The organism is Enterobacter sp. ku-bf2, assembly GCF_001742765.1.
Taxonomy (GTDB): Bacteria; Pseudomonadota; Gammaproteobacteria; order Enterobacterales; family Enterobacteriaceae; genus Enterobacter; species Enterobacter quasiroggenkampii.
Window position 1 is genome coordinate 1,014,045 of record NZ_MDVW01000001.1, and the last position, 23,716, is coordinate 1,037,760.

Annotated in this window: 26 protein-coding genes; 16 read left to right on the plus strand and 10 right to left on the minus strand. The window is 54.8% G+C overall.

Annotated elements, in window-relative coordinates; genetic code table 11:
- Window positions 1-8: 8 nt before the first annotated feature.
- The 5 genes from rsxG to gstA all read left to right on the plus strand — a co-directional run bounded on the left by rsxG (window position 9) and on the right by gstA (window position 4,761).
- On the plus strand, window positions 9-629 hold the full coding sequence (rsxG, locus tag BFG58_RS04800) for an electron transport complex subunit RsxG (protein WP_045261492.1): 621 nt from the start codon (window positions 9-11) through the stop codon (window positions 627-629).
- A gap of 2 nt (window positions 630-631) precedes the next feature.
- Window positions 632-1,318, plus strand: a complete 687-nt coding sequence (locus BFG58_RS04805; protein ID WP_069719372.1) for an electron transport complex subunit E — start codon at window positions 632-634, stop codon at window positions 1,316-1,318.
- Window positions 1,315-1,950 carry an endonuclease III gene (nth, locus tag BFG58_RS04810; RefSeq protein WP_008500570.1) on the plus strand — a complete coding sequence of 212 codons (636 nt, stop codon included), beginning with the start codon at window positions 1,315-1,317 and terminating at the stop codon, window positions 1,948-1,950. Before BFG58_RS04805 ends, nth begins: the two co-directional genes overlap by 4 nt.
- A gap of 591 nt (window positions 1,951-2,541) precedes the next feature.
- Window positions 2,542-4,050: a dipeptide/tripeptide permease DtpA gene (gene dtpA, locus BFG58_RS04815; RefSeq protein ID WP_045910333.1), complete on the plus strand. Its 1,509-nt coding sequence runs from the start codon at window positions 2,542-2,544 to the stop codon at window positions 4,048-4,050.
- A gap of 105 nt (window positions 4,051-4,155) precedes the next feature.
- Window positions 4,156-4,761 carry a glutathione transferase GstA gene (gene gstA, locus BFG58_RS04820; RefSeq protein WP_008500572.1) on the plus strand — a complete coding sequence of 202 codons (606 nt, stop codon included), beginning with the start codon at window positions 4,156-4,158 and terminating at the stop codon, window positions 4,759-4,761.
- Window positions 4,762-4,851: 90 nt separating this feature from the next.
- Here the strand turns inward: gstA and pdxY are convergent, their stop codons facing one another.
- From pdxY to anmK, 5 genes are all read right to left on the minus strand, one after another.
- Complete coding sequence (gene pdxY / locus BFG58_RS04825; protein WP_069719373.1) at window positions 4,852-5,712, minus strand: pyridoxal kinase PdxY; 861 nt, start codon at window positions 5,710-5,712, stop codon at window positions 4,852-4,854.
- 66 nt (window positions 5,713-5,778) lie between these two features.
- Complete coding sequence (gene tyrS, locus BFG58_RS04830) at window positions 5,779-7,053, minus strand: tyrosine--tRNA ligase (protein ID WP_048030733.1); 1,275 nt, start codon at window positions 7,051-7,053, stop codon at window positions 5,779-5,781.
- A gap of 125 nt (window positions 7,054-7,178) precedes the next feature.
- Window positions 7,179-7,835: a pyridoxamine 5'-phosphate oxidase gene (gene pdxH, locus BFG58_RS04835; RefSeq protein ID WP_008500575.1), complete on the minus strand. Its 657-nt coding sequence runs from the start codon at window positions 7,833-7,835 to the stop codon at window positions 7,179-7,181.
- A 57-nt stretch (window positions 7,836-7,892) separates the two neighbouring features.
- Window positions 7,893-8,216 (minus strand): C-type lysozyme inhibitor, encoded by a 324-nt coding sequence (mliC, locus tag BFG58_RS04840; protein WP_069719374.1) that lies wholly within the window; start codon window positions 8,214-8,216, stop codon window positions 7,893-7,895.
- A 93-nt stretch (window positions 8,217-8,309) separates the two neighbouring features.
- Window positions 8,310-9,434, minus strand: a complete 1,125-nt coding sequence (anmK, locus tag BFG58_RS04845) for an anhydro-N-acetylmuramic acid kinase (protein WP_045910332.1) — start codon at window positions 9,432-9,434, stop codon at window positions 8,310-8,312.
- 255 nt (window positions 9,435-9,689) lie between these two features.
- Here anmK and slyB point away from each other — a divergent pair, with 255 nt between their 5' ends.
- Both slyB and BFG58_RS04855 read left to right on the plus strand, forming a co-directional pair.
- The gene (gene slyB / locus BFG58_RS04850; RefSeq protein WP_069719375.1) at window positions 9,690-10,157 is read left to right on the plus strand and encodes an outer membrane lipoprotein SlyB; all 468 of its coding nucleotides are present in this window, start codon (window positions 9,690-9,692) and stop codon (window positions 10,155-10,157) included.
- Window positions 10,158-10,353: 196 nt separating this feature from the next.
- Entirely contained in the window at window positions 10,354-11,715 is a 1,362-nt protein-coding gene (locus BFG58_RS04855) for a GGDEF domain-containing protein (RefSeq protein ID WP_063621460.1), read from the plus strand.
- Between the two features lie 35 nt (window positions 11,716-11,750).
- Here BFG58_RS04855 and slyA read toward each other — a convergent pair whose 3' ends face one another.
- Window positions 11,751-12,191, minus strand: a complete 441-nt coding sequence (gene slyA / locus BFG58_RS04860; protein ID WP_021241135.1) for a transcriptional regulator SlyA — start codon at window positions 12,189-12,191, stop codon at window positions 11,751-11,753.
- Between the two features lie 186 nt (window positions 12,192-12,377).
- On the opposite strand from slyA, the gene BFG58_RS04865 reads away from it, so the two are divergent.
- From BFG58_RS04865 to BFG58_RS04875, 3 genes are read left to right on the plus strand one after another with little or no spacing between them, the layout of a single operon-like run.
- A complete protein-coding gene (locus tag BFG58_RS04865; RefSeq protein ID WP_024909360.1) occupies window positions 12,378-12,614 on the plus strand; it encodes a DUF1656 domain-containing protein in 237 nt (78 codons plus the stop codon).
- Between the two features lie 2 nt (window positions 12,615-12,616).
- Entirely contained in the window at window positions 12,617-13,477 is an 861-nt protein-coding gene (locus tag BFG58_RS04870) for an HlyD family secretion protein (protein ID WP_048030737.1), read from the plus strand.
- Entirely contained in the window at window positions 13,477-15,501 is a 2,025-nt protein-coding gene (locus BFG58_RS04875; RefSeq protein ID WP_069719376.1) for an FUSC family protein, read from the plus strand. The genes BFG58_RS04870 and BFG58_RS04875 overlap by 1 nt, the downstream gene beginning before the upstream one ends.
- On the opposite strand, the gene sodC is transcribed toward BFG58_RS04875, so the two are convergent.
- From sodC to BFG58_RS04890, 3 genes are all read right to left on the minus strand, one after another.
- Window positions 15,480-15,998, minus strand: a complete 519-nt coding sequence (sodC, locus tag BFG58_RS04880; protein ID WP_048030739.1) for a superoxide dismutase [Cu-Zn] SodC — start codon at window positions 15,996-15,998, stop codon at window positions 15,480-15,482. The genes BFG58_RS04875 and sodC overlap by 22 nt on opposite strands.
- 80 nt (window positions 15,999-16,078) lie before the next feature.
- Window positions 16,079-16,975, minus strand: coding sequence for an aldo/keto reductase family oxidoreductase (locus tag BFG58_RS04885; RefSeq protein WP_021241132.1), 897 nt, complete (start codon window positions 16,973-16,975; stop codon window positions 16,079-16,081).
- 48 nt (window positions 16,976-17,023) lie between these two features.
- Window positions 17,024-17,263, minus strand: coding sequence for a DUF1289 domain-containing protein (locus BFG58_RS04890; RefSeq protein WP_048222771.1), 240 nt, complete (start codon window positions 17,261-17,263; stop codon window positions 17,024-17,026).
- Between the two features lie 149 nt (window positions 17,264-17,412).
- On the opposite strand from BFG58_RS04890, the gene eptA reads away from it, so the two are divergent.
- The 5 genes from eptA (at window position 17,413) to rnt (ending at window position 22,093) form a co-directional block, all read left to right on the plus strand.
- Complete coding sequence (eptA, locus tag BFG58_RS04895) at window positions 17,413-19,038, plus strand: phosphoethanolamine transferase EptA (RefSeq protein WP_069719377.1); 1,626 nt, start codon at window positions 17,413-17,415, stop codon at window positions 19,036-19,038.
- Between the two features lie 41 nt (window positions 19,039-19,079).
- Entirely contained in the window at window positions 19,080-19,679 is a 600-nt protein-coding gene (locus BFG58_RS04900) for a TetR/AcrR family transcriptional regulator (RefSeq protein ID WP_008500589.1), read from the plus strand.
- Between the two features lie 54 nt (window positions 19,680-19,733).
- Complete coding sequence (locus BFG58_RS04905; RefSeq protein WP_069719378.1) at window positions 19,734-20,831, plus strand: alkene reductase; 1,098 nt, start codon at window positions 19,734-19,736, stop codon at window positions 20,829-20,831.
- A 100-nt stretch (window positions 20,832-20,931) separates the two neighbouring features.
- The gene (gene gloA / locus BFG58_RS04910; protein WP_008500591.1) at window positions 20,932-21,339 is read left to right on the plus strand and encodes a lactoylglutathione lyase; all 408 of its coding nucleotides are present in this window, start codon (window positions 20,932-20,934) and stop codon (window positions 21,337-21,339) included.
- Window positions 21,340-21,433: 94 nt separating this feature from the next.
- Window positions 21,434-22,093, plus strand: a complete 660-nt coding sequence (rnt, locus tag BFG58_RS04915; protein ID WP_023618191.1) for a ribonuclease T — start codon at window positions 21,434-21,436, stop codon at window positions 22,091-22,093.
- A gap of 75 nt (window positions 22,094-22,168) precedes the next feature.
- On the opposite strand, the gene grxD is transcribed toward rnt, so the two are convergent.
- On the minus strand, window positions 22,169-22,516 hold the full coding sequence (gene grxD, locus BFG58_RS04920) for a monothiol glutaredoxin 4 (RefSeq protein WP_003832760.1): 348 nt from the start codon (window positions 22,514-22,516) through the stop codon (window positions 22,169-22,171).
- 338 nt (window positions 22,517-22,854) lie between these two features.
- Between grxD and BFG58_RS04925 the strand changes: the two genes are divergently transcribed.
- Window positions 22,855-23,628, plus strand: a complete 774-nt coding sequence (locus tag BFG58_RS04925) for a C40 family peptidase (RefSeq protein WP_023327204.1) — start codon at window positions 22,855-22,857, stop codon at window positions 23,626-23,628.
- Window positions 23,629-23,716 lie beyond the last annotated feature (88 nt).

Sequence of the window (23,716 nt, forward strand, 5' to 3'; positions counted from 1 at the left end):
GTTTCGCCATGTTAAAAACGATGCAGAAACACGGCGTCACGCTGGCTGTCTTCGCCGCGGTCCTGACAGGGCTGACGGCGCTGGTTAATGCGCTGACCAAAACGACCATCGAAGAGCAGGCCTCGAAGCAGCAAAAGGCGCTGTTCGATCAGGTGATCCCGTCCGACTTCTACGATAACGACCTGCAAAAAAGCTGCTTTGTGGTAGACGCGCCGCAGCTTGGAAAAGGCCCGCACCGCCTATTTATTGCCCGCAAAGGGGATAAGCCGGTCGGCGCAGTGATGGAAGCGACGGCGCCTGACGGCTATTCCGGTGCCATTCAGCTGCTTGTGGGCAGCGATTTCTCCGGCACCATACTGGGCACCCGCGTGACGGAACACCATGAAACGCCGGGTCTTGGCGATAAAATTGAAACCCGTCTGAGCGACTGGATTTTGCACTTTGCCGGTAAAGTGATCCATGGTGAAGATGACACCGCGTTTGCGGTGAAGAAAGATGGCGGCGAGTTTGACCAGTTCACCGGTGCGACCATCACCCCACGTGCGGTGGTGAATGCCGTAAAACGAGCCGGGCTGTATGCTGAAACGCTGCCCGCGCAAATCAACAATCTTCCGGCCTGTGAGGAGTAATCATGAGCCAGGTTAAAGAGGTCATTGTCCAGGGGTTGTGGAAAAACAACTCCGCGCTGGTTCAGCTTCTGGGCATGTGCCCACTGCTGGCGGTGACATCCACCGCCACCAACGCGCTCGGTCTGGGTCTGGCAACCACGCTGGTATTGACCCTGACCAACCTCTCCATCTCTGCCCTGCGCCGCTGGACGCCGTCGGAAATTCGTATTCCGATTTACGTCATGATCATTGCGTCGGTGGTCAGTATTGTTCAGATGCTGATTAACGCCTACGCGTTCGGTCTGTACCAGTCGCTCGGGATCTTCATTCCTCTTATCGTCACCAACTGTATCGTGGTCGGGCGTGCGGAAGCCTTCGCGGTGAAAAACAGTCCAGCCATGTCGGCGCTGGATGGATTTTCCATTGGCATGGGCGCCACGTGCGCCATGTTCGTGCTGGGATCCCTGCGCGAAATCCTCGGCAACGGTACGCTGTTTGACGGCGCAGATGCGCTGCTGGGCGGCTGGGCCAAAGCGCTGCGCATTGAAGTGTTCCACACCGATACGCCATTCCTGCTGGCGATGCTGCCGCCCGGTGCGTTTATTGGCCTTGGCATGATGCTGGCGATAAAATACCTGATTGATGAGAAACGTAAGCGCCGCGCGGCTGAGCGCAGCGTTCTGGAAGGGACACCCGAGAGGGCCTCATGAATAAAGAAAAGCGCATTGCGATCCTGACCCGTCTGCGGGACGAGAACCCGCACCCGACGACGGAGCTGAATTTTACCTCCCCGTTTGAGCTGCTGATCGCGGTGTTGCTCTCTGCACAGGCGACCGACGTGAGCGTCAATAAAGCCACCGCCCTGCTCTATCCGGTCGCCAATACGCCGAAGGCCATGCTGGAGCTTGGCGTGGAAGGCGTGAAGTCGTATATCAAAACCATCGGCCTGTTTAACAGCAAAGCCGAGAACGTCATTAAGACCTGCCGGATCCTGCTGGAACAGCACGGAGGCGAAGTGCCGGAAGACCGTGCTGCGCTGGAAGCCTTACCGGGCGTAGGTCGTAAAACCGCGAACGTGGTGCTCAATACCGCGTTTGGCTGGCCTACTATCGCCGTCGATACGCATATATTTCGCGTGTCTAACCGAACCAACTTTGCGCCGGGGAAAAATGTCGAGCAGGTCGAAGAGAAGCTGCTCAAAGTGGTTCCGGCTGAATTTAAGGTTGATTGCCATCACTGGCTGATTCTGCACGGTCGTTACACGTGTATTGCCCGTAAGCCTCGCTGCGGCTCCTGCATTATTGAAGATCTCTGCGAATACAAAGAAAAAGTATATCCCTGAACCACAAAACCCCACACCAAAAGAAGGGTGATGGTGCACGCTTCTTTTGGCCGTTATTTGTTCGCCTTTCGTCTCCCCCAGGCTGTCACTTGTTCGGTGCTTTAACGCTCAAACAGGTTAATACTTTTTTCATAGCCGAAAATTTCTATACATCTGTGATCGCGATCACCCTGATAACTTCATGTTGTTTTTTTGTTGTCAAAATCGAGCTAAAGCCTTTGTCTGACAAGACACTCTTCTTTTTTTACCGACGATAAGACCAGCTATTTTTCAGAATTTGGGCTATATCACTGCCAGAGACGGCAAATAGCAGAACATATCGCCAAACACCGGTCCTGACGGGTCTCTGCCAGTCGAAAAAACTACCTTTACACATCGTATAAAATTTAACGCTGAATAACATTTGTATGAACCGACGATTATACCACCCCAGATATATGTAACAGATTATTACAAACGTATTGCCAGATGGGGCAGGATAGTGAACATTACCCGCCGTTTCTCCTCCCAATATAACTATAAGGCGTATGGACTACGGCCATCACGCTATGAACACCCCCGTTAATATGGGATGTAAAAAAAGAGGTATATGTGTCTACTGCAAACAATAAACCAACAGATGAAAGCGTGAGTCTTAACGCTTTTAAACAACCAAAAGCGTTCTATCTCATCTTCTCTATCGAGTTATGGGAGCGTTTTGGTTATTACGGCCTGCAAGGGATCATGGCAGTTTACCTGGTGAAACAGCTGGGTATGTCCGAAGCCGATTCCATCACGCTGTTCTCCTCCTTCAGTGCTCTGGTGTACGGTCTGGTCGCGATTGGCGGCTGGCTGGGCGATAAAGTCCTTGGCACTAAACGTGTCATCATGCTGGGCGCCATTGTCCTGGCAATTGGCTATGGTCTGGTTGCATGGTCAGGGCACGATGCCGCTGTCGTGTATATGGGTATGGCGACGATTGCCGTCGGTAACGGTCTGTTCAAAGCGAACCCGTCCTCCCTGCTCTCTACCTGCTACAGCAAAGACGATCCGCGTCTGGACGGTGCATTTACCATGTACTATATGTCCATCAACATCGGTTCGTTCTTCTCAATGCTGGCCACCCCATGGCTTGCAGCAAAATTCGGCTGGAGCGTGGCGTTTGCGCTGAGCTTCGTCGGTATGCTGATCACCGTGGTGAACTTCCTGTTCTGCCGCAGCTGGGTTAAAAACTACGGTTCAAAACCGGACTTCGAGCCTGTGCATATGGGCAAACTGCTGGCGACCATTGTGGGCGTTGTTGCTCTGGCGGCCATCGCTACCTGGCTGCTGCACAACCAGGGCATCGCACGTGCCGTTCTGGGCGTGGTTGCGCTGGGTATCGTGGTCATCTTTGCGAAAGAAGCATTCGCCATGCAGGGTGCTGCCCGCCGTAAGATGATCGTGGCGTTCATTCTGATGCTGGAAGCGATTATCTTCTTCGTACTGTACAGCCAGATGCCAACCTCTCTGAACTTCTTCGCCATTCGTAACGTTGAGCACTCCATCCTGGGTATTGCGTTCGAACCGGAGCAGTATCAGGCGCTGAACCCGTTCTGGATCATGATTGGTAGCCCAATTCTGGCCGCTATCTATAACAAGATGGGCGACCGTCTGCCAATGCCGCACAAGTTCGCTATCGGTATGGTGCTTTGCTCCGGCGCGTTCCTGGTGCTGCCGCTGGGTACCAAATTTGCTACCGACGCCGGTATCGTATCCGTTAACTGGCTGATCCTGAGCTACGCGCTGCAGTCTATCGGCGAACTGATGATCTCCGGTCTGGGTCTGGCGATGGTTGCACAGCTGGTGCCACAGCGTCTGATGGGCTTCATTATGGGTAGCTGGTTCCTGACGACTGCGGGTGCAGCCATTATCGCAGGCAAGATTGCGAACCTGATGGCCGTACCGGAAAACGTCACTGATCCACTGGTTTCTCTGAACGTCTACGGTACCGTGTTCATGCAGATTGGTATCGCGACTGCCGTTATTGCCGCTCTGATGCTGCTGACTGCACCGAAACTGAATCGAATGACTCAGGACGACGACAAGACCGCTAAGGCGACCAAAACCGCTACCGCGTGATATCCGTGAGAAACGACTGACCAGAAGCCGCTAATTGATTAGCGGCTTTTTTTTTATCCGTTTGCGCACTAACATAGCTGAAACCTCAGCGAAAAGGAGTTACCGATGAAACTGTTCTACAAACCGGGCGCGTGCTCTCTTGCTTCCCATATCACCCTGCGCGAGAGCGGCAAAGATTTCACGCTGGATGGCGTTGATCTGATGAAAAAACGTCTGGAAAACGGCGATGATTTTCTTGCCATTAACCCGAAAGGACAAGTTCCGGCGCTCCTGCTGGATGACGGTACTCTGCTGACCGAAGGCGTGGCGATTATGCAGTTCCTGGCCGATAGCGTGCCCGATCGCCAGCTACTGGCCCCGGTCAGTACCATTTCTCGCTATAAAACGCTGGAGTGGCTGAACTACATTGCCACCGAGCTGCACAAAGGCTTTACCCCCCTGTTCCGCCCGGATACGCCGGAAGAGTTTAAGCCTACCCTGCGCGCCCTGCTGGAGAAAAAGCTGCAGTACGTTAACGAATCGCTGAAAGACGAACAGTGGATTGGCGGCTCTCGCTTCACGATCGCTGATGCGTACCTGTTCACCGTGCTGCGCTGGGCGCGCGCGGTTAAGCTGAATCTGGAAGGGTTAGACCACATTGCATCGTATATGAAGCGTGTAGCAGAGCGTCCTGCGGTGGCTGCGGCGCTGAAAGCGGAAGGGTTGAATTAACCGAGCAGACTGTGTTGCCGGGTGGCGCTGACGCTTACCCGGCCTACGAATTCCGTAGGCCCGTGCAAGCGCAGCGCCGCCGGGCGGTGTTTAAAGCTGGGTTGCGCTGAAATAGTGCTCCGGCTTCGCGATTCGATCCTGTGCTGCGACCACTTGCAGCTCATATTCCTGCATCTCTTTCGTCGCCATCATAATTTCGTATACTGCCGCAGTAACATGCTCCAGCGCATCGCGCAGCGTTGCCCCTTGCAGCAATTTCACCAGCAGCAGGCCGCTGGTCACATCCCCCACGCCCACCGGCTGGCGCAGGCCAAAATCCACCAGCGGACGGCTGATGTGCCAGGCATCCTCTTTCGTCACCAGCAGCATCTCAAAGCGATCCTGACTTAGCCCTGCGCGCGCGAGGTGTTTTACCAGCACAACCTCAGGCCCCTGCGCGATCAGCTCGCGAGACGCGCTTACGGCCTCTTCTACGCTGTAAACCGGATGCTCGCAGAGAATTTCCAGTTCAACCAGGTTTGGCGCAATGATATCGCTGGCGGGCAGCGCATGGCGAACGTGGAATTCTGCCACTCCTGGCGCCACGATACAGCCTTTCTCCGGATGGCCCATAACGGGGTCGCAGAAGTATTTTGCCGACGGGTTAGCGGCCTTTACCTGACGCACGATGCCGAGGATATGTTCCCCCTGCTCCGCTGAACCAAGATAACCGCTCAGTACGGCGTCACAGCGCTTGAGCTGGCCGATATCGTCAATGCCCTGCACCACCTCGGTGAGGTGTGAAGGCGGCATTACGCAGCCGGTCCATTTGCCGTACTGCGTGTGGTTGGAAAACTGAACGGTATTGAGGGGCCAGACGTTGACGCCGAGGCGGCGCATCGGGAATTCCGCTGCGCTGTTGCCAGCATGTCCAAAAACAACGTGGGACTGAATGGCGAGGATGTTCTTCATTTTATGCTTACCCAACCCTTAAAAAACAAAAGGGGCGTGGTTTCCCACGCCCCTGAAGACTGTGACTTATTTCCAGCAGACAAGGCAGTAGTTTTTCTTACCGCGACGCAGCAGGGTGTAGCGGCCATACAGACGGTCGCCGTCAACAAAAGTGTATTCCGGGTCGGCCTGCTTTTCACCGTTGATGGTGATGGCGTTGGACGCGATGGTTTTACGCGCCTGACCGCGGGAAGGCTGGAGTTCAGAGTCCACCAGCGCCTGCATCAGGTCAGCCCCTTTCTCCATCTCAACCATTGGCACGCCGTCCTGCGCCAGCTGTTCGAAGTCCGCTTCGCTCAGATCGCTCAGGGTGCCGTTAAACAGGCTAGCGGTAATGCGTTTTGCCGCGGCCAGACCTTCTTCACCGTGAACCAGTTTGGTCACTTCATCCGCCAGCACGTACTGCGCGCGCGGCGCTTTACCGCTGTTCTTGTCTTCTTCTTCCAGCGCGTTGATGGCTTCAATGTCCATAAAGGTGAAGAACTTCAGGAAGCGGTAAACATCGGCGTCCGCCGTGTTGATCCAGAACTGGTAGAATTTGTACGGGCTGGTTTTCTTCGGATCGAGCCATACCGCACCGCCTTCCGTCTTGCCGAATTTGGTGCCGTCTGCTTTGGTAATCAGCGGAACGGTCAGACCAAACACCTGATTCTGGTGCAGGCGACGGGTCAGGTCGATACCGGAGGTGATGTTACCCCACTGGTCAGAACCGCCAATCTGCAGGGAAACACCGTGCAGTTTGTTCAGGCAGGCAAAGTCATACCCCTGCAGCAGGTTGTAGGAGAACTCGGTAAAGGAGATACCCTGGTCGTCACGGTTCAGACGCTGCTTCACGGCCTCTTTGTTAATCATCTGGTTAACAGAGAAGTGCTTGCCGATGTCACGCAGGAAGGTCAGCACGTTCATGCTGCCAAACCAGTCGTAGTTGTTCGCGGCAATCGCGGCGTTATCGCCACAGTTGAAGTCGAGGAACGGTGCAACCTGTTTGCGGATCTTATCGACCCACTCCTGCACGGTATCTTCGGTGTTCAGTTTACGCTCAGCGGCTTTAAAGCTTGGGTCACCAATCAGACCGGTCGCGCCGCCCACCAGGGCAACAGGCTTATGGCCCGCCATCTGGAAGCGTTTCAGGCATAACAATGGAACAAGATGCCCCAAATGCAAGCTGTCAGCGGTGGGATCGAAGCCGCAATAGAGCGCGATCGGGCCTTGCGCCAGTCGCTCTGCTAACGCTTCCTCGTCCGTCACCTGGGCCACGAGGCCCCGCTCTTGCAATTGTTTAATCAAGTTACTGCTTGCCATCAAATTCTCCATGTATAAACGACTGCACCTTTGCCGGTACACGACTTTTCGCCTGATGCGAAAGGACCATAGAATAAAGCGCAAGCGCGGTGTGCGCTAGCGCTTAAATCAACAAATTTCGGGGATTACGGCGCCAGTCTGTCGATTTTCCAGCCGCCATTCTCGCGCTGGTATAAAAAGCGGTCGTGCAGGCGATGTTCGCCCCCCTGCCAGAACTCGATTTGCTCAATCGGGATGCGGAAACCACCCCAGAAGCTCGGCAGCGGGATTTCACCCTGCTGGAACTTCTGCTTCAGCTCGAGGAATTTACTTTCCAGCACCCCGCGGGCGGAAATGCGGCTGGACTGTTTTGATACCCAGGCGCCAATCTGGCTGTCACGCGGGCGGCTGTGGAAATACTTCACCACTTCCAGCGTCGAGAGACGTTCCGCTTTGCCGGTCACCATGACCTGACGTTCCAGCATGTGCCAGGGGAACAGCAGGCTGATACGCGGATTGTTTTCCAGATGGTGTGCTTTGCGGCTGCCGAGGTTGGTGTAGAACACCAGTCCTTTCTCGTCATAATGCTTGAGCAATACGATGCGCTGATACGGTTGACCGTTTTCATCCACCGTCGCGACGACCATGGCCGTGGGGTCGGCCAGTTTCGCTTCGCAGGCCTGTTTCAGCCAGCGTTCAAAAAGCACGAGGGGTTCAGCGGGAAGATCCTGGCGACGCAGGCCGCCTTTGGTGTATTCACGGCGCAGATGCGCAATTTGCTGCAGTTCGTCGTTATCTGACATGGCGTTAGCTGACATTGAGAGTGGGTGGCGCTATTGTGCGCCGCCCCTGTAAAAATCTCAACGCTTCGGATTTTCGAGCTGGCAATTGTTCAGCACAATACGGTCACGTTTGTAGACCGTGGCGCTGTCGCCTTTCGACCAGAAGACATAGATACCGTCGGTGTAACGCGCGCCCGAGGCTGAAATGCCCTGCTTCAGCGTCAGCAGTTTATTGTCATAAACAAAACTGGCTTCCTGGCGTGGATTGTTCAGCTTCACGGTCAGCGGTTTTTCGTCGCAGCGATACTCAAGCGTATCGGTCTGCATGCGCTCAAGGAGCTGGTTGTAGACGCTGCATCCTGACAGCAACAAAGGGACGGCAATAAGAAGAAGTTTTTTCATGGGCGTATTCCGAAGACTTTCCTGGTCCTGGAGGGCATGGCTGCCCCCCTGTTTTGTTCCATTTTAACGACGACGCGCCGCGCTGAATTTCAGTTAACTCTGATTATGACGCGGATTTGCCGGGAAAATCGCCCCAAGGACGCTCGCCTCGCGCGCGCCGGTTACCGACGGTAAATTGCCCGGCAGCCCGGCAATGGTGCGCCAGGCAAGCCAGGCGAAGGCCAGCGCCTCCATATCATCACCGCTGATGCCAGCCTCATCGGTCGTCGACACTTCGGTGCCCGGCAGCAGCCCGGCAAGACGCGCCATCACCAGCGGGTTACGGCTTCCCCCGCCGCACACCAGCAGGCGTTCACATCCGCCGCTGAGGAGCACCTGTTCGGAAATCGACACGGCCGTAAGCTCGGCAAGCGTCGCCTGAACATCCTGCGGCGCGAGTGCCGGGAATGACGCCAGCTGGCGCTCAAGCCAGCCAAAGTTGAAGTATTCACGCCCCGTGCTTTTCGGTGCCGGTAAAGCAAAATAAGGATCGCTCAGCATGGACTGCAACAGCGGGATAATCACCTTACCCTCGCTCGCCCACTCCGCGTTTTTATCATACGGTTGACCGCACTGTCGCCAGATCCAGGCATCCATTAACATATTGCCCGGGCCGGTATCGTAGCCGCGGACCGGCTGCCCAGGGATAAGCATCGACAGATTGGCGATCCCACCAATGTTGAGCACCATACGCCGTTCTGAAGGGTGCGCCAGTAGCGCCTGATGAAACGCGGGCACCAGCGGTGCGCCCTGTCCGCCAAGGGCAATATCGCGACGACGGAAATCGCCGACCACCGTGACGCCCGTCTTCGCCACAATCTGGTTGTTATCGCCGATTTGCAGAGTATGCGGAGCCTCTCCGATGGGCTCATGCCAGACCGTTTGTCCGTGACACCCGATGGCGACCACATCCTGCGGGCGAAGATGTTCTTTTTGCATCAAAGCCTGCACCGCATCCGCAAACAGCGCCCCGAGGCGGACATCCAGCTGTCCAAGCTGGGAAAGTGTCAGCTGCTGCCCCTGACAGATACTGAGAATATCCTCTTTCAGTGAAATGGGGATTGGCCAGGTCAGGCTCGCCTGCTGTGCCACCATGTTTTCATCAATGGCGGCCAGAACGACATCTACCCCATCCAGACTGGTGCCTGACATCACACCAATGTAGCGACCCGATTTCATGCGCTTTCCTTACGTTGCGTGGGCTAAGGATATCCACTCAACCATAAACGGCGCCGCTTTGCCATCCGGCAATAATATTTTTTAACAATGTCAGACGGGTAGCGCGGGCGGATCCTGTTTATGTCTCGTTAAGTCAAATTCAAGTACAATTTTCCTATTGTTAGTGCAAAGATATGAACTATGGCTCCTTATGCCATATAATTTAGCCATAACGGATGCCCCCAATCGGGCGTTTTTGGTGAACAGGAGATTCAAATGATTTTACGTGTACTGGGCGTTTCGCTGATTGGTTTAACTCTGGCTGGCTGTGTGAATGACAGTTCACTTTCTGGCGACGTTTACAGCGCTTCTGAAGCGAAACAGGTTCAGAACGTGACTTACGGTACCGTTGTTAACGCACGCCCTGTACAGATTCAGGGTGGTGATGAAAACAACGTGATGGGCGCAATCGGCGGTGCCGTTCTGGGTGGTTTCCTGGGTAATACTGTCGGGGGTGGTACGGGACGCTCTCTGGCGACAGCCGCAGGTGCCGTTGCGGGTGGCGTAGCCGGCCAGGGCGTTCAGGGTGCGATGAACAAAACTCAGGGCGTAGAGCTGGAAATTCGTAAAGACGACGGCAGCTCGATCATGGTTGTTCAGAAACAGGGCAGCACCCGCTTCTCTGCAGGCCAGCGCGTTGTACTGGCGAGCAACGGAAGCCAGGTGACCGTTTCTCCACGTTAATTAAAAGTGGATGTGGTCTTCGGGCCACATCCATTTACAAAATATATCACTCTCACAAATATAATTACAAAATACATTCACCCCATCCATTATTAATCACTCCTTATATTGTTTCTGCGCAAAGTATTTATTGCACTAATTGATTAGACTCTTCGCAATCACCTTCTCTTTATTCATTATAATTTGTAAAAATTCTATGCTTGCGAATCGTCGTGCTCTAACGAGCCGTTATATCGCGTTCTGTCTCGGTTGCCTTGTTGTTATCGGGATATTGCACGCGCTGTTTTTAAAACTCGTTGAATGGGTTCCGTCCTTTTCACCGCTTTTATTCCCTACGCTCACCATTTTTCTTCTGGTGTTTCACCTGTTTATTGCCTGTTTTATGGCGATGAAATACGGGTGTGACAAAAGACGACTGTATCTGGTCGCAATCGCCTTTGCCTTTGCCGGGTCCGCATTGCTGATGGTCGGAACGCTGACCAGCTTCCCCGCCTGGCTGGATCTCTATCAGTTCAACGTCGTGAACTACAACGATGCGATGATCTACTATATGTTCCGCCACTTTTTAATGGCGGTGCTGTTCATCGTGGCGGCAATACTCTATCCCATGCGCAAATACCCTCTTTCACGGCTGGCGCATATCTCAATTGTGAGCGGGGCGTCTCTTTTTACCGCCTGTGCAGTGGGACTGGCCTGGATATATTCCAGCCACTCGCCCTTGTTATCGATTGACCTGGTTGATAATGAAACCCGGCAGTTTATGGTCCTCTGGAGCCATTGCATTAATATCTCTTTAATTGTTTTCTGGGTGATAACATTAGTAGCGCTGATGTTTGTCACGCGCGTGCGCAATTTATTCTGGGTAGGTGGAAATTTTCTGTGTGTTTGCTATATCGTCACGCTTTCAATGCTGTTAGCGGGTGGACATGCCGAAGATATCTCCTGGTATCGCGCCCGGTTATTTGAAACTGTCGCCACGCTGCTGATTATTTTTGTTCTGCTTTACGATGTCTTCAGACTGTATCGCGACTCGCACGTAAAATATCAGCAGTCCTATCAGAACTCGATTCGCGATCCGCTCACGCGCCTTTATAACCGCAGCTATTTTTATGAATCGTTAAACCAGGCGCTGGATATCGCCAGACCCAACCGCCCCGTTTCCGTCATTGTCAGCGATCTCGATCGCTTCAAGCGCATTAACGACACCTACGGGCATCTCCAGGGCGATAAAGTCCTGCAGTTTGTCGCCAACCTGCTGATGGATTCCGTGCGCCCGCAGGACATCGCGGCCCGTATCGGCGGCGAGGAGTTTGTGCTGATGCTGGCCAACACGTCGTCAGACTCCGCGTACCAGGTGGCCGAACGCATACGTCTGAAGCTAAGCAGCTTTGATAAAACCAGCAGCGGCGGTCAGTTGCCGGAGCCCATCACCATCAGTATGGGGGTGTTTACGGCAACGTCATCAACGATAACCGCAGAAGCGTGCGTGGAAAGTGCCGACAAGGCGATGTATGAAGCGAAGGAGACGGGTCGTAATCGTGTGGTCGTCTTTAAGTAAAAAAAGGCCTTGCTGGTGCAAGGCCTTCGTGTTTATCAGTCGCGAGACTGCAGCTCATGGATATTTTGCTCAAGGCGAGCAATGAGGCTGATGAGCATTTCCAGCTCCGCCGGTGAAACGCCTGAGAGGATTTCACCGCGCGTTTTGGTGATGACGGCTTCCATTTCGGTGATGATAGGCGCCGCTTTCTCAGTGAGTTTAATCCGCTTAGCACGACGATCGCTGGCGCAGGTTTGTCGGGAGATCAACCCCTTCTCTTCCAGCTGATCAAGCGTGCGCACCAGCGACGGTTGCTCAATGCCTATCGCTTTTGCCAGCTGAATTTGCGACTGATCGGGCGGAAGCTGATGAATGTTGTGCAGCGTGACCCAATGCGTCTGTGTTAATTCCAGAGGTTTCAGGCGATGGTCAATCAGAGCACGCCAGACGCGTACCAACCTTGCCAGATCAGAACCTAATGGCGATTCCAATTTCATCTCCTTATAATTAGCTTGCTAAGTTATTATACTGATTTTAGAATAGTGTGCAGCATTTGTATTGCCAAAACAAATGCAATACTGCATTCATCGAACTTAAAAGTATGACTTACACTGAATTGTGATGCTTCATCATACTAAGACAAGCCAACGCGGCATTCTGTTCACTGCAAAGGATTTCTGCCCGTGACGTTTTTTCATCGCTCAGAGGGGTTACCCCTTCAGGATCTGATCTTCGGTGCGTCAGTCTACTTTCCTCCCCTGTTTAAAGCCGTGCTGGTGGGCTTTATTCTCTGGCTCATCGCGCATCGTCTGCTTCGCGACTGGATGTACTCCGGCGAAATCTGGCATCCCATGCTGATGGATCTTTCCCTGTTTGCCCTCTCCGTATGTCTGGGCCTTGCTGTCTTGATGGTGTGGTGACTATGCCTCTGAAAACGCTGAAGTACTTTTCCACCCTCTTTGTTCTCGCCCTCGCGCTGGTTGCAGGCTGGTGGATGTGGAATTTTTATATGCAGTCCCCCTGGACCCGTGACGGCAAAATTCGCGCTGAACAGGTCAGCATCACCCCGCAGGTGTCGGGAAGCATCACGACGCTGCTCGTTAAGGATAACCAGTACGTTAAAAAGGGTGAGGTACTCTTCCGGATCGACGATACCCCGTACCACATCGCGATTCTGAACGCCGAGGCGCAGCTGGCGAAAGCCCAGTCAGACTTAGCGAAAGCGAATAACGAGGCCAACCGCCGCCGGCATCTATCGCAAAATTACATCTCAGCGGAAGATTTAGACACTGCCAACATCAACGTGAAGGCCATGCAGGCGAACGTCAACGTGGCCGAAGCCACGCTGAAGCAGGCCCAGTGGGAGCTGACCCAAACGGTGATTACCGCGCCGGTTGACGGGTGGGTCACCAACCTTTCCGCTCGCGTGGGGAATTATGCCACCACGGGACAACCCGTTTTTGCCCTCGTCGACAGCCACTCCTTCTACGTGGTGGGCTATTTTGAAGAGACCAAGCTTCGCCATATTCGCGAGGGATCGCCCGCCGCCATTACGCTTTACAGTGGCTCGCAGAAGTTACAGGGTCACGTATCCAGCATTGGCCGCGCCATTTACGATCAAAGCGTCGAAACGGATTCTGGCCTGGTGCCGGACATCAAGCCGAACGTGCCCTGGGTGCGTCTCGCTCAGCGCGTGCCGGTTCGCGTGGAGTTTGACCATTTACCGCAGGACATCACGCTGGTCTCCGGCACCACCTGTACTGTCTCCATCGGAAACCGGTGATGAAGCTGCCGGCACTCTCCTGGCAAAACACGCCGTGGATCAAAGCGACGCGCCCTCAGTGGCGCTACGCGCTGCGTAACGGCATTGCCATGTGTCTGGCGCTGACCGTCGCCTATTACCTGAACCTGGATGAACCCTACTGGGCGATGACCTCTGCCGCGGTGGTGAGTTTTCCTACGGTCGGCGGGGTGATCAGTAAGAGCCTTGGGCGCATCGCCGGCAGCCTGTTGGGGGCCACGGCGGCGTTAATTATTGCCGGCCATACGCTGAACGATCCGTGGATGTTCCTGCTGAGCATGGCGGCGTGGCTGGGGTGCTGTACCTGGGCCTGCGCCCATTTTACCAATAACGTCGCCTACGCTTTCCAGCTGGCGGGCTATACCGCCGCCATTATCGCCTTCCCGGTGGTGAACGTGCTCGACACCACCGAACTGTGGGATATCGCGCAGGCGCGCGTCTGTGAAGTCATTGTCGGGATCCTCAGCGGTGGCTTCATGATGATGATCCTCCCCAGCACCTCCGACGGCACCGCGCTTATCACCGCCCTCAAGACCATGCATACCCGGCTGCTTGAGCACGCGAGCCTGCTGTGGCAACCGGATACCAGCGATGAGATCCGCCTCGCGCATGAAAAGGTGATCGGACAGATCCTGACGATGAATCTGTTGCGTATTCAGGCGTTCTGGAGCCACTATCGCTTTCGGCGTCAGAACACCCTGCTTAATTATTTATTGCACCAGCAGCTGCGTATGACCAGCGCCATCTCCAGCCTGCGCAGAATGCTGCTCAACTGGCCGACGCCGCCGGAAAACACCCGTGCCGTCATCGAAACGCTGCTCGCGGCTCTTGCGCGCCCGGATGCGGACATCTACACCGTTGCGAAGATCATCGCCCCGGTTGATGAGTACGACTATCGCCATCGCGCCTTCTGGCAGCGTCTGAATTACTTTTGCCGACTCTACCTGCGCAGCAGCCGCTGGATTAACGCGGTTGAGAATGCCACGCCGGTCACGGAGTTCAACGTGCCCGGGAGTCCGGCTCTCGCCCGCCATACCGACTACCTGGAAGCGCTGTGGAGCGGTTTTCGCACCTTCTGCGCGCTGATGCTGGTGGGGGCGTGGAGCATCACCACGCAGTGGGAGTCCGGTACGGCGGCCCTGACGCTTGCTGCCATCAGCTGCGTGCTTTACTCCGTCGCGGCCTCGCCGTTCAACTCGCTGACGCTCCTGCTACGCACCCTGGTGCTGCTGTCTTTGTTCAGTTTTGTGGTGAAGTTTGGCCTGATGGTGCAGATAAGCGATCTGTGGCAGTTCCTGCTGTTTCTGTTTCCGCTGTTGACCACCATGCAGCTACTCAAGCTGCAAATGCCAAAACAGGCGGGCCTGTGGGGGCAACTGATTGTCTTTATGGGCTCGTTTATCTCCGTGACCAATCCGCCGGTTTATGATTACGCCGATTTTCTTAATGACAATCTGGCGAAAATCCTTGGCGTGGGGCTGGCGTGGCTGGCTTTCGCGGTGTTGCGCCCCGGCTCCGATGCCCGCAAAAGCCGCAGGCATATCCGGGAGTTACGCCGGGGATTTGTGGACCAGCTCAGCCGTAAACCGCATCTTCGTGAAAACGAGTATGAATCGCTGGTTTATCATCACGTGAGCCAGCTCAATAACAGCCAGGACGCGCTTTCCCGGCGCTGGCTGCTGCGCTGGGGCGTGGTGCTGTTGAACTGTTCGCATGTGGTCTGGCAGCTTCGCGGGTGGGAAACACGTTCCGACCCGCTGTCGCAGGTTCGCGATGTGTGCATCTCTCTGCTTCGCGATGTGATGAGCGAACGCGGTGTCCAGCAGCGACCGCTGGCAACCACGCTGAATGAACTGCAGCGGATCTGCGATACGCTTGCACGACATCATCTCCCCGCCGCCCGTGATTTGGCCTCGATAATCTGGCGGCTGCACTGCTCGCTGTCACAGCTGGAGCAAGCACCACCGCCTGGTACCATTGGGGATCAGATCACGCCGCAGGCATAACGCGCCCCGCCGCCGCCAAGCGGTTTAGGCTGATCGGACATATTGTCGCCGCCGACATGAATCATTAGCGCTTTACCTTTTACCTCATCCAGCTTTTTCAGACGCGGCGCGACAACGGGATCGGTGGCTTTACCGTCGTTATTGACCACCAGCACGGGCAGATCGCCCAGGTGTCCCATTCCATCCGGGCCCTCATGCTTGCCGGTATGCTGGGGATCCAGATGCCCCCCTGCCGCTTCCGCCGCTGACGCTTTACCCTCTTTTAATGCGGGCTGACAGCTTCCTTTGGCGTGAACATGGAAACCATGCTCACCGGGAGGGAGTGCTTTGAGGTTGGGAGCGAACTCCAGCCCTTTGTCGGTTTCCGTGATTTTCACCGTACCGATGGACTGACCCACACCCTGAGAGGTGACGAGATTCATTTCCACTTCGTCGCTGGCTGCCTGCGCCCCTGCGCAAACAACCAGCGCGACCATTGCCAGAGCAAAACGCTTCATATGACCTCCGCTGGTTATTTTTTGCCCCTTAAGTGTATACCAGGGGCAAAGATTTCACCGGAAAGTCACCTTCTGGCGGTTTATGGCACGTCGTAACCCAGCGCGGCTTTGCGGATGCGGAACCACTGCTGGCGGGTCATCTGCAGCTCTTCAGCGGCCAGTGCAGAACGCACGCGTTCTATTTTGCCGGAACCAATAATGGGCAGCGGTTTTGACGGCAGACGCAGGATCCAGGCGTAAACCACCTGTTCGATGCTCTCCGCGTTTAGCTCGCGGGCGATAGTGTCCAGCTCGTTGCGCAGCGGCTGGAATTCATCATCATTAAACAGGCGTCCGCCTCCCAGGCACGACCAGGCCATCGGGCGAATACGCAGCTGTTGCAGCTGGTCGAGGGTACCGTCCAGCAGCAGCGGCTGGTGTACCGGGGAGATCTCCACCTGGTTGGTGGCCAGGGTAAACGGCAGACGAGACTGAAGCAGTGCAAACTGCGCCGGGGTAAAGTTGGAAACGCCAAAGTGACGCACTTTGCCGCTCTGATGCAGGTTCAGGAAGGCTTCTGCCACCTCATCGGCATCCATGAGCGGATCCGGACGGTGGATTAACAGCAGGTCGATACGGTCGGTCGCCAGATTGACCAGCGACTGCTCAGCGCTCTTGATGATATGCGCGCTGTCGGTGATGTAATGCCCAAGGGCGTGTTCCGGTTTTGCCGTGGTGGCAATCCCGCACTTCGTGACGATCTCCATGCGGTCGCGGAGTGCCGGAACCAGCTTGAGCGCCTCGCCGAATGCGGCTTCACACTGATAGCCACCGTAAATGTCCGCATGGTCGACGGTGGTAACGCCCAGATCGATATGCTCTTCAATAAAGCTCGCCAGCTGGAGGGGGGACATATTCCAGTCCATCAGGCGCCAGTAGCCCATCACAAAACGGGAGAATTCTGGCCCCTGGGGGGCAAGGGTAATTCGCTGAACCATAACATTTTCCTCAAGGACGTGATGTCATGAGTATACGCAATTACCGTGTTAAAAAAGTGAAGGTTGCTGGGGTTCTTCGGTCTCACTGGCTTTGTTTGCGCGTATTTTGCGCAGAAGACGCTGTCGGCAGAGGCGTAGCACCTCCTGCTTTTGCGTGTCGCTAAAGTTTTGCCAGTTGAAACGCTCGTCGCGGGTACGCATGCACCCGCGGCAATATCCACGTTCATCCACCTGACAAATCCCCCGGCACGGGCTCTGGATGGGGAAAAACTCCAGCTGCTCTGCCACACTCACCTCCGGATAACCACTCTCACCTACAGTGAAGACGCTAAACGCGCCACGTGCAAGGCCTATACCACAGATTTGTGGCATTAAGGTTTCACTAATCTTCCCTCTTTATACTCGGCCCATCATGACAATGACAGGTTTACCGATCGATGTGGTTAATCAAAAAGTTACAATGTAACGACATTAAATTTACTCTGGGCTGTGCACTCTTCTTTACGCTAATCAACGGGCTGTTTATCCAGCGCAGCTGGGCCATTATTGCCCCTGCGCACCTGCACGACATCCTCTTTGCCGCGTCCGTACCGCTGGTGCTGTTTTGCGGCTGGGTGATTGTCTTTAGCCTGCTGAATATCCCCTATATCCGCAAGCCGCTGCTGATTGTATTGACGATCGGATGCGCCGCGGCAACCTACTTTATGTACACCTACGGCGCGGTGATCGATCAGAACATGATTGTGAACGTGTTCGAAACCAACTCTCAGGAAGCGACAGCCCTGGTGACGCCGCAGATGATTCTGTGGATTGTTATTGCTGGCCTCGTGCCTTCCGTGGTGCTGGCGCTGACCCGCATTCGTACCGGGAAATGGTGGTATGCCCTGCTGACGCGCGTTGCCGCGATGCTAGGCGCCCTGCTGGTGATTATCCTGATTGCCGCCGTGTTTTATAAAGATTACGCCTCGCTGTTTCGCAACAACAAAAGCATCGTCAAAATGGTGACCCCGGCCAACTATGTCAGCGCCGTGGTGAAGTACAGCAAAATGCGCTGGTTTGCCGGCGATCAAACGCTGGTACGGATTGGCGAAGATGCCCATAAAGGACCGTTGATTTCAGGTCAACAAAAGAAAACCGTTCTGGTACTGGTCGTTGGGGAAGCCTCCCGCGCGGCGAACTACTCCCTGAATGGTTACGATCGTGAAACGAACCCGGAGCTGAAAAAACAGGATGTGATTAACTTCCCGCAGGCCTCCTCATGCGGCACTGAAACCGCCGTTTCCGTTCCGTGCATGTTCTCGGGCATGACGCGTAGCAAATACGATGCCGACCTGGCGCACCATCAGGAAGGTCTGCTCGATGTGCTGAAGCATGCGGGGATCAACCTGCTCTGGCGCGACAACGACGGCGGCTGTAAAGGCGCCTGCGATCGCGTGCCGCATACCGATATGACGCAGTGGAATCTGGATCAGTTCTGCAAAGACAAATCCTGTATTGATGATGTGAATTTCTACCGTCTGGACAACGTGCTGGATGGTCTGAAGCAGGACACGGTGCTGGTTATCCACCTGATGGGGAGCCACGGTCCGGCGTACTATCGCCGTTACCCGGACACTTTCCGGAAATTCACCCCAACCTGCGACACCAACGAAATTCAGGATTGCGATCATCAGGCGCTGATGAATACCTATGACAACACCATCCTGTATACCGACAGCATGGTCAGCAAAACCATTGATGCCCTGAAAGCACGCCAGACAAGCATGAATACCGCGCTGATTTATCTCTCGGATCACGGTGAGTCACTGGGTGAAAGCGGCATTTATCTGCACGGAACGCCGTACATGCTGGCGCCGGAGCAGCAAACGCACATTCCGTTTATGTTCTGGCTGTCACCGGACTACGCGAAAAACTTTGGCATCAATGAACAGTGTTTACGCGACCATGCAGCAAAAAATGCGGTCTCCCAGGACAATTTATTCTCAACTGTATTGGGTATGATGGACGTTAAATCAACGGTTTATCAACAGCAGCTGGATATTCTGAACGCATGTCGTCAATAAACTCGCTTGCATTAGACCGAACGGTCTATTAGAGTGCGGCCATGAGCAGAAATACTGAACACGATACCCGCGAACATCTACTGGCAACCGGCGAGCGTCTTTGCATGCATCGCGGGTTTACCGGTATGGGGTTGAGCGAGTTATTAAAAACCGCTGAGGTACCGAAGGGGTCGTTTTATCACTACTTCCGGTCCAAAGAGGCCTTTGGCGTGGCAATGCTGGAGCGTCATTACGCGGGCTACCACCAGCGTCTGGCGACCCACTTTGCGTCGGGTGAAGGAAACTATCGGGATCGTGTTCTTAACTACTATCAGGAAACGCTGAACCAGTTCTGTCAGCAGGGCATTATCAGCGGATGCCTGACGGTCAAGCTGTCTGCCGAGGTGTGCGATCTTTCCGAAGATATGCGCTCGGCGATGGATAAGGGTGCCCGCGGCGTGATCGCCCTGCTGGCCCAGGCGCTGGAAAAAGGCCGCGACGAAAAAACGCTGGCCTTTACCGGCGACCCCTTAATGCAGTCTCAGGTGCTCTACTCCCTCTGGTTAGGGGCCAACCTGCAGGCAAAAATTTCGCGCAGTGCCGTGCCGCTGGAAAGCGCGCTGGCACATGTGAAAAACAGCATTACTGCGCCTGGCGTATAACGGGCGCTTTTTATTTACCTTATTACTAGTCGACTGGTCTACTCAGGAGTCTTTATGTCAGCTGAAAAACTGTTTACCCCATTGAAAGTGGGTGCCGTCACGGCGCCAAACCGCGTGTTCATGGCTCCGCTGACCCGTCTGCGCAGCATTGAGCCGGGTGACATCCCAACCCCGCTGATGGGCGAATACTATCGTCAACGCGCAAGCTCTGGCCTGATTATCACCGAAGCCACGCAGATCTCTGCGCAGGCGAAGGGTTACGCCGGTGCGCCGGGCCTTCACAGCCCGGAACAGATCGCGGCATGGCAGAAAATCACCGCGGGCGTTCACGCTGAAGAGGGTCGTATTGCGGTCCAGCTGTGGCATACCGGTCGTATCTCACACAGCAGCATCCAGCCTGGCGGTCAGGCACCGGTCTCCGCGTCGGCCCTGAGCGCCAATACCCGTACTTCCCTGCGCGATGAAAACGGCAACGCGATCCGCGTGGATACCTCTATGCCGCGTGCGCTGGAGCTGGACGAAATCCCGGGGATTGTTAACGACTTCCGTCAGGCCGTGGCCAACGCCCGTGAAGCCGGCTTTGACCTGATTGAGCTACACTCCGCGCATGGCTATCTGCTGCACCAGTTCCTGTCACCGTCGTCTAACCATCGCACCGACCAGTACGGCGGCAGCGTCGAAAACCGCGCCCGTCTGGTGCTGGAAGTGGTGGATGCGGTATGCAAGGAGTGGAGCCCGGACCGTATCGGGATCCGCGTCTCCCCAATCGGGTCTTTCCAGAACGTCGACAATGGCTCGAACGAGGAAGCGGACGCGCTTTATCTGATTGAAGAGCTGGCCAAACGCGGTATTGCCTATCTTCACATGTCCGAGCCTGACTGGGCCGGCGGTAAGCCTTACACTGAAGCCTTCCGCCAGAAAGTGCGCGAGCGCTTCCACGGGGTGATCATCGGTGCAGGTGCCTATACGCCTGAGAAAGCCGAAGATCTGATTAATAAAGGGCTGATCGATGCCGTCGCGTTTGGCCGCGACTACATCGCCAACCCGGATCTGGTTGCTCGCCTGCAGAAAAAAGCGGCACTCAACCCGCAGCGTCCGGAAAGCTTCTACGGCGGCGGCGCGGAAGGCTACACCGACTACCCTTCACTGTAATCTCGCCATTGTTCATTGATAGCGGCGACAGTTCGCCGCTATACTAAAACATCGTTTCTAATCAAAAAGCTTTTTTATTCCATTGGTTAATGAGGAAATTATGCGCCTACTTCACACCATGCTGCGCGTTGGCGACCTGCAACGTTCTATCGATTTCTACACTAACGTCCTGGGCATGAAGCTGCTGCGCACCAGCGAAAACCCGGAATACAAATACTCGCTGGCGTTCGTGGGTTACGGCCCGGAAACGGATGAAGCGGTGATAGAGCTGACCTACAACTGGGGCGTTGACAGCTATGAGCTGGGCACGGCCTACGGCCATATCGCGCTGGAAGTGGATAACGCGGCCGACGCGTGCGAACGCATTCGCAAAAATGGCGGTAACGTCACGCGCGAAGCGGGCCCGGTTAAAGGCGGCACCACCGTGATTGCGTTTGTGGAAGATCCGGACGGTTACAAAATCGAGCTGATTGAAGCCAAAGACGCCGGTCGCGGTCTGGGCAACTGATCCCTCAGGGCGCAACGTGCGCCCGTAGTTTTACTGCATCACCCCGCAAAATTTGCCATAATGCGCTCTGCTTTTTCCCATGTAAGAGACCCTGATGTCCGATAACGCTCAATTTAGCGGTCTGTGCGACCGTTTTCGTGGTTTTTATCCCGTTGTCATTGATGTAGAAACAGCCGGATTTAACGCTAAAACCGATGCGCTGCTCGAAATTGCCGCCATCACGCTGAAGATGGATGAACAGGGCTGGCTTACACCGGACACCACGCTGCATTTCCACGTTGAACCTTTCGAAGGGGCAAACTTACAGCCGGAAGCGCTGGCGTTTAACGGTATCGATCCGCATAACCCGCTGCGCGGTGCCGTCAGTGAATATGACGCGCTGCACGCCATTTTTAAAATGGTGCGTAAAGGCATGAAAGAGAGCAACTGCAGCCGTGCCATTATGGTGGCCCATAACGCCACCTTCGATCACAGCTTTACCATGGCTGCCGCGGAGCGCGCGTCGCTCAAACGCAACCCCTTCCACCCTTTTGTCACCTTCGACACCGCCGCGCTGAGCGGCCTGGCGCTGGGACAAACGGTGTTATCAAAGGCCTGTATTACGGCTGGCATTCCGTTCGACGGCACGCAGGCGCACTCCGCGTTGTATGACACGGAGCGTACCGCAGAGCTGTTCTGTGAGATCGTCAACCGCTGGAAGCGTCTGGGCGGCTGGCCGCTGCCGATGGGTGATGAGGCCGAGCGCCAATCGTAGGTCGGGTAAGCGCAGCGCCACCCGACAAAAAAAAAGCGACCCCATAGCAGGTCGCTTTTTTATTTCCGCAGAAAATTACTCTGCGTCAGGCTCTTCCGTTTTGTACTTCGCCGCGGTTTCTTTGATCAGCTGCTGCAGTTCACCGCGCTGATACATTTCAATCAGAATATCGCAACCGCCAACCAGTTCACCGTCTACCCACAGCTGTGGGAACGTCGGCCAGTTCGCGTACTTCGGCAGCTCAGCGCGGATGTCCGGGTTCTGCAGGATATCAACGTAAGCAAAACGCTCACCACAGGCAGACAGCGCCTGAACCGCTTGCGCGGAGAAGCCGCAGCTTGGCAGCTTTGGAGAACCTTTCATATACAGCAGAATCGGGTTTTCAGCGATCTGGCGCTGGATTTTTTCAATAGTGGTGCTCATGTCTTGCTTCCTTTAACTTCTGTTACGGCATTCGTCTGACATTGTAGCGGTTCAGACTGGCATCGGAAAATAACATTTTTGTCACGTATAGACATTTTACGCCGAGTCACGAAAAGTTGCATTGCAAATGGTGTTTACCCCTGCGACGGCCAGGGTTTTGCTTAGGGAATGGGCAAATGTACGACAGAACGATGAATTTTTTTGCACTTGCTAACGAAACAGGATTAGAGATTGAAAAATGGTATTAACTTTCTGGCTTTTTATGGATTAGAATCGACGGGCTTTGTAAATCACACGCGGGTATTATTGATGACCTGCATTTATCAGGGGACTGCCCAGTGGCGCGGATAAATAAAATCTCGATCACGCTCTGTGCTTTACTGTTTACTTCACTCACCTTCACGCCAGTGGCAAACGCCTCTCAGCAGGCGCGGCATTCTGCTGTACAAAAAAACCATCTGGTGAAAGCCACAGAACGTAAGAAAAAAACCACCGCTAAGAACGACAAGAAAAAGACAAACACACAGACTAAAAAAACCGCTTCCAGCAAGACGAAAACCACTTCTTCCCGCACTGCCCACACCGCCAAAAGTAAAGCTTCGCAAACCGCCGCTAACCTCGTGACTGAAAAATGCATCGCGCGTAAAGGCCATAAGGCGAAATGCACGAAGGTCACCAAAATAGCGGAAGTGCATAAAGTACGCGTCCAGAAAGCGCAAAAAACCGCAATGAACAAGCTGATGGGGCAGATTGGCAAACCTTATCACTGGGGCGGGACTTCGCCGCGTACCGGTTTTGACTGCAGCGGCCTCGTCTATTACGCCTATAAAGACCTGGTCAAGTTCCGCATTCCGCGCACTGCCAACGAAATGTACCACCTGCGCGACGCGTCCCCGGTCAACCGTGGAGAGCTGGAGAACGGCGATCTGGTATTCTTCCGCACGCAGGGCCGCGGGACAGCTGACCACGTTGGCGTCTATGTCGGCAACGGAAAATTCATCCAGTCACCGCGTAGCGGCCAGGATATTCAGATCACCTCTCTCAGTGAAGACTACTGGGTACGCCATTACGTCGGCGCACGCCGCGTGATGACGCCGAAAACCATTCGCTAACCCCTGCCCTGCCACACCCGTGGCAGGGTAAGTTCCTCTTTTGCATACCCTTTCAATTTGCTATCCTGTCCTTGTTGTCTGTGTGGTT

Coding starts and splice junctions, on each gene's coding strand:
- rsxG (WP_045261492.1), top strand. CDS start 9: ATGTTAAAAACGATGCAGAAACACGGCGTCACGCTGGCTGTCTTCGCC.
- BFG58_RS04805 (WP_069719372.1), top strand. CDS start 632: ATGAGCCAGGTTAAAGAGGTCATTGTCCAGGGGTTGTGGAAAAACAAC.
- nth (WP_008500570.1), top strand. CDS start 1,315: ATGAATAAAGAAAAGCGCATTGCGATCCTGACCCGTCTGCGGGACGAG.
- gstA (WP_008500572.1), top strand. CDS start 4,156: ATGAAACTGTTCTACAAACCGGGCGCGTGCTCTCTTGCTTCCCATATC.
- pdxY (WP_069719373.1), bottom strand. CDS start 5,712: ATGAAGAACATCCTCGCCATTCAGTCCCACGTTGTTTTTGGACATGCT.
- tyrS (WP_048030733.1), bottom strand. CDS start 7,053: ATGGCAAGCAGTAACTTGATTAAACAATTGCAAGAGCGGGGCCTCGTG.
- pdxH (WP_008500575.1), bottom strand. CDS start 7,835: ATGTCAGATAACGACGAACTGCAGCAAATTGCGCATCTGCGCCGTGAA.
- mliC (WP_069719374.1), bottom strand. CDS start 8,216: ATGAAAAAACTTCTTCTTATTGCCGTCCCTTTGTTGCTGTCAGGATGC.
- anmK (WP_045910332.1), bottom strand. CDS start 9,434: ATGAAATCGGGTCGCTACATTGGTGTGATGTCAGGCACCAGTCTGGAT.
- slyB (WP_069719375.1), top strand. CDS start 9,690: ATGATTTTACGTGTACTGGGCGTTTCGCTGATTGGTTTAACTCTGGCT.
- BFG58_RS04855 (WP_063621460.1), top strand. CDS start 10,354: ATGCTTGCGAATCGTCGTGCTCTAACGAGCCGTTATATCGCGTTCTGT.
- slyA (WP_021241135.1), bottom strand. CDS start 12,191: ATGAAATTGGAATCGCCATTAGGTTCTGATCTGGCAAGGTTGGTACGC.
- BFG58_RS04870 (WP_048030737.1), top strand. CDS start 12,617: ATGCCTCTGAAAACGCTGAAGTACTTTTCCACCCTCTTTGTTCTCGCC.
- BFG58_RS04875 (WP_069719376.1), top strand. CDS start 13,477: ATGAAGCTGCCGGCACTCTCCTGGCAAAACACGCCGTGGATCAAAGCG.
- sodC (WP_048030739.1), bottom strand. CDS start 15,998: ATGAAGCGTTTTGCTCTGGCAATGGTCGCGCTGGTTGTTTGCGCAGGG.
- BFG58_RS04885 (WP_021241132.1), bottom strand. CDS start 16,975: ATGGTTCAGCGAATTACCCTTGCCCCCCAGGGGCCAGAATTCTCCCGT.
- eptA (WP_069719377.1), top strand. CDS start 17,413: ATGTGGTTAATCAAAAAGTTACAATGTAACGACATTAAATTTACTCTG.
- BFG58_RS04900 (WP_008500589.1), top strand. CDS start 19,080: ATGAGCAGAAATACTGAACACGATACCCGCGAACATCTACTGGCAACC.
- BFG58_RS04905 (WP_069719378.1), top strand. CDS start 19,734: ATGTCAGCTGAAAAACTGTTTACCCCATTGAAAGTGGGTGCCGTCACG.
- gloA (WP_008500591.1), top strand. CDS start 20,932: ATGCGCCTACTTCACACCATGCTGCGCGTTGGCGACCTGCAACGTTCT.
- rnt (WP_023618191.1), top strand. CDS start 21,434: ATGTCCGATAACGCTCAATTTAGCGGTCTGTGCGACCGTTTTCGTGGT.
- grxD (WP_003832760.1), bottom strand. CDS start 22,516: ATGAGCACCACTATTGAAAAAATCCAGCGCCAGATCGCTGAAAACCCG.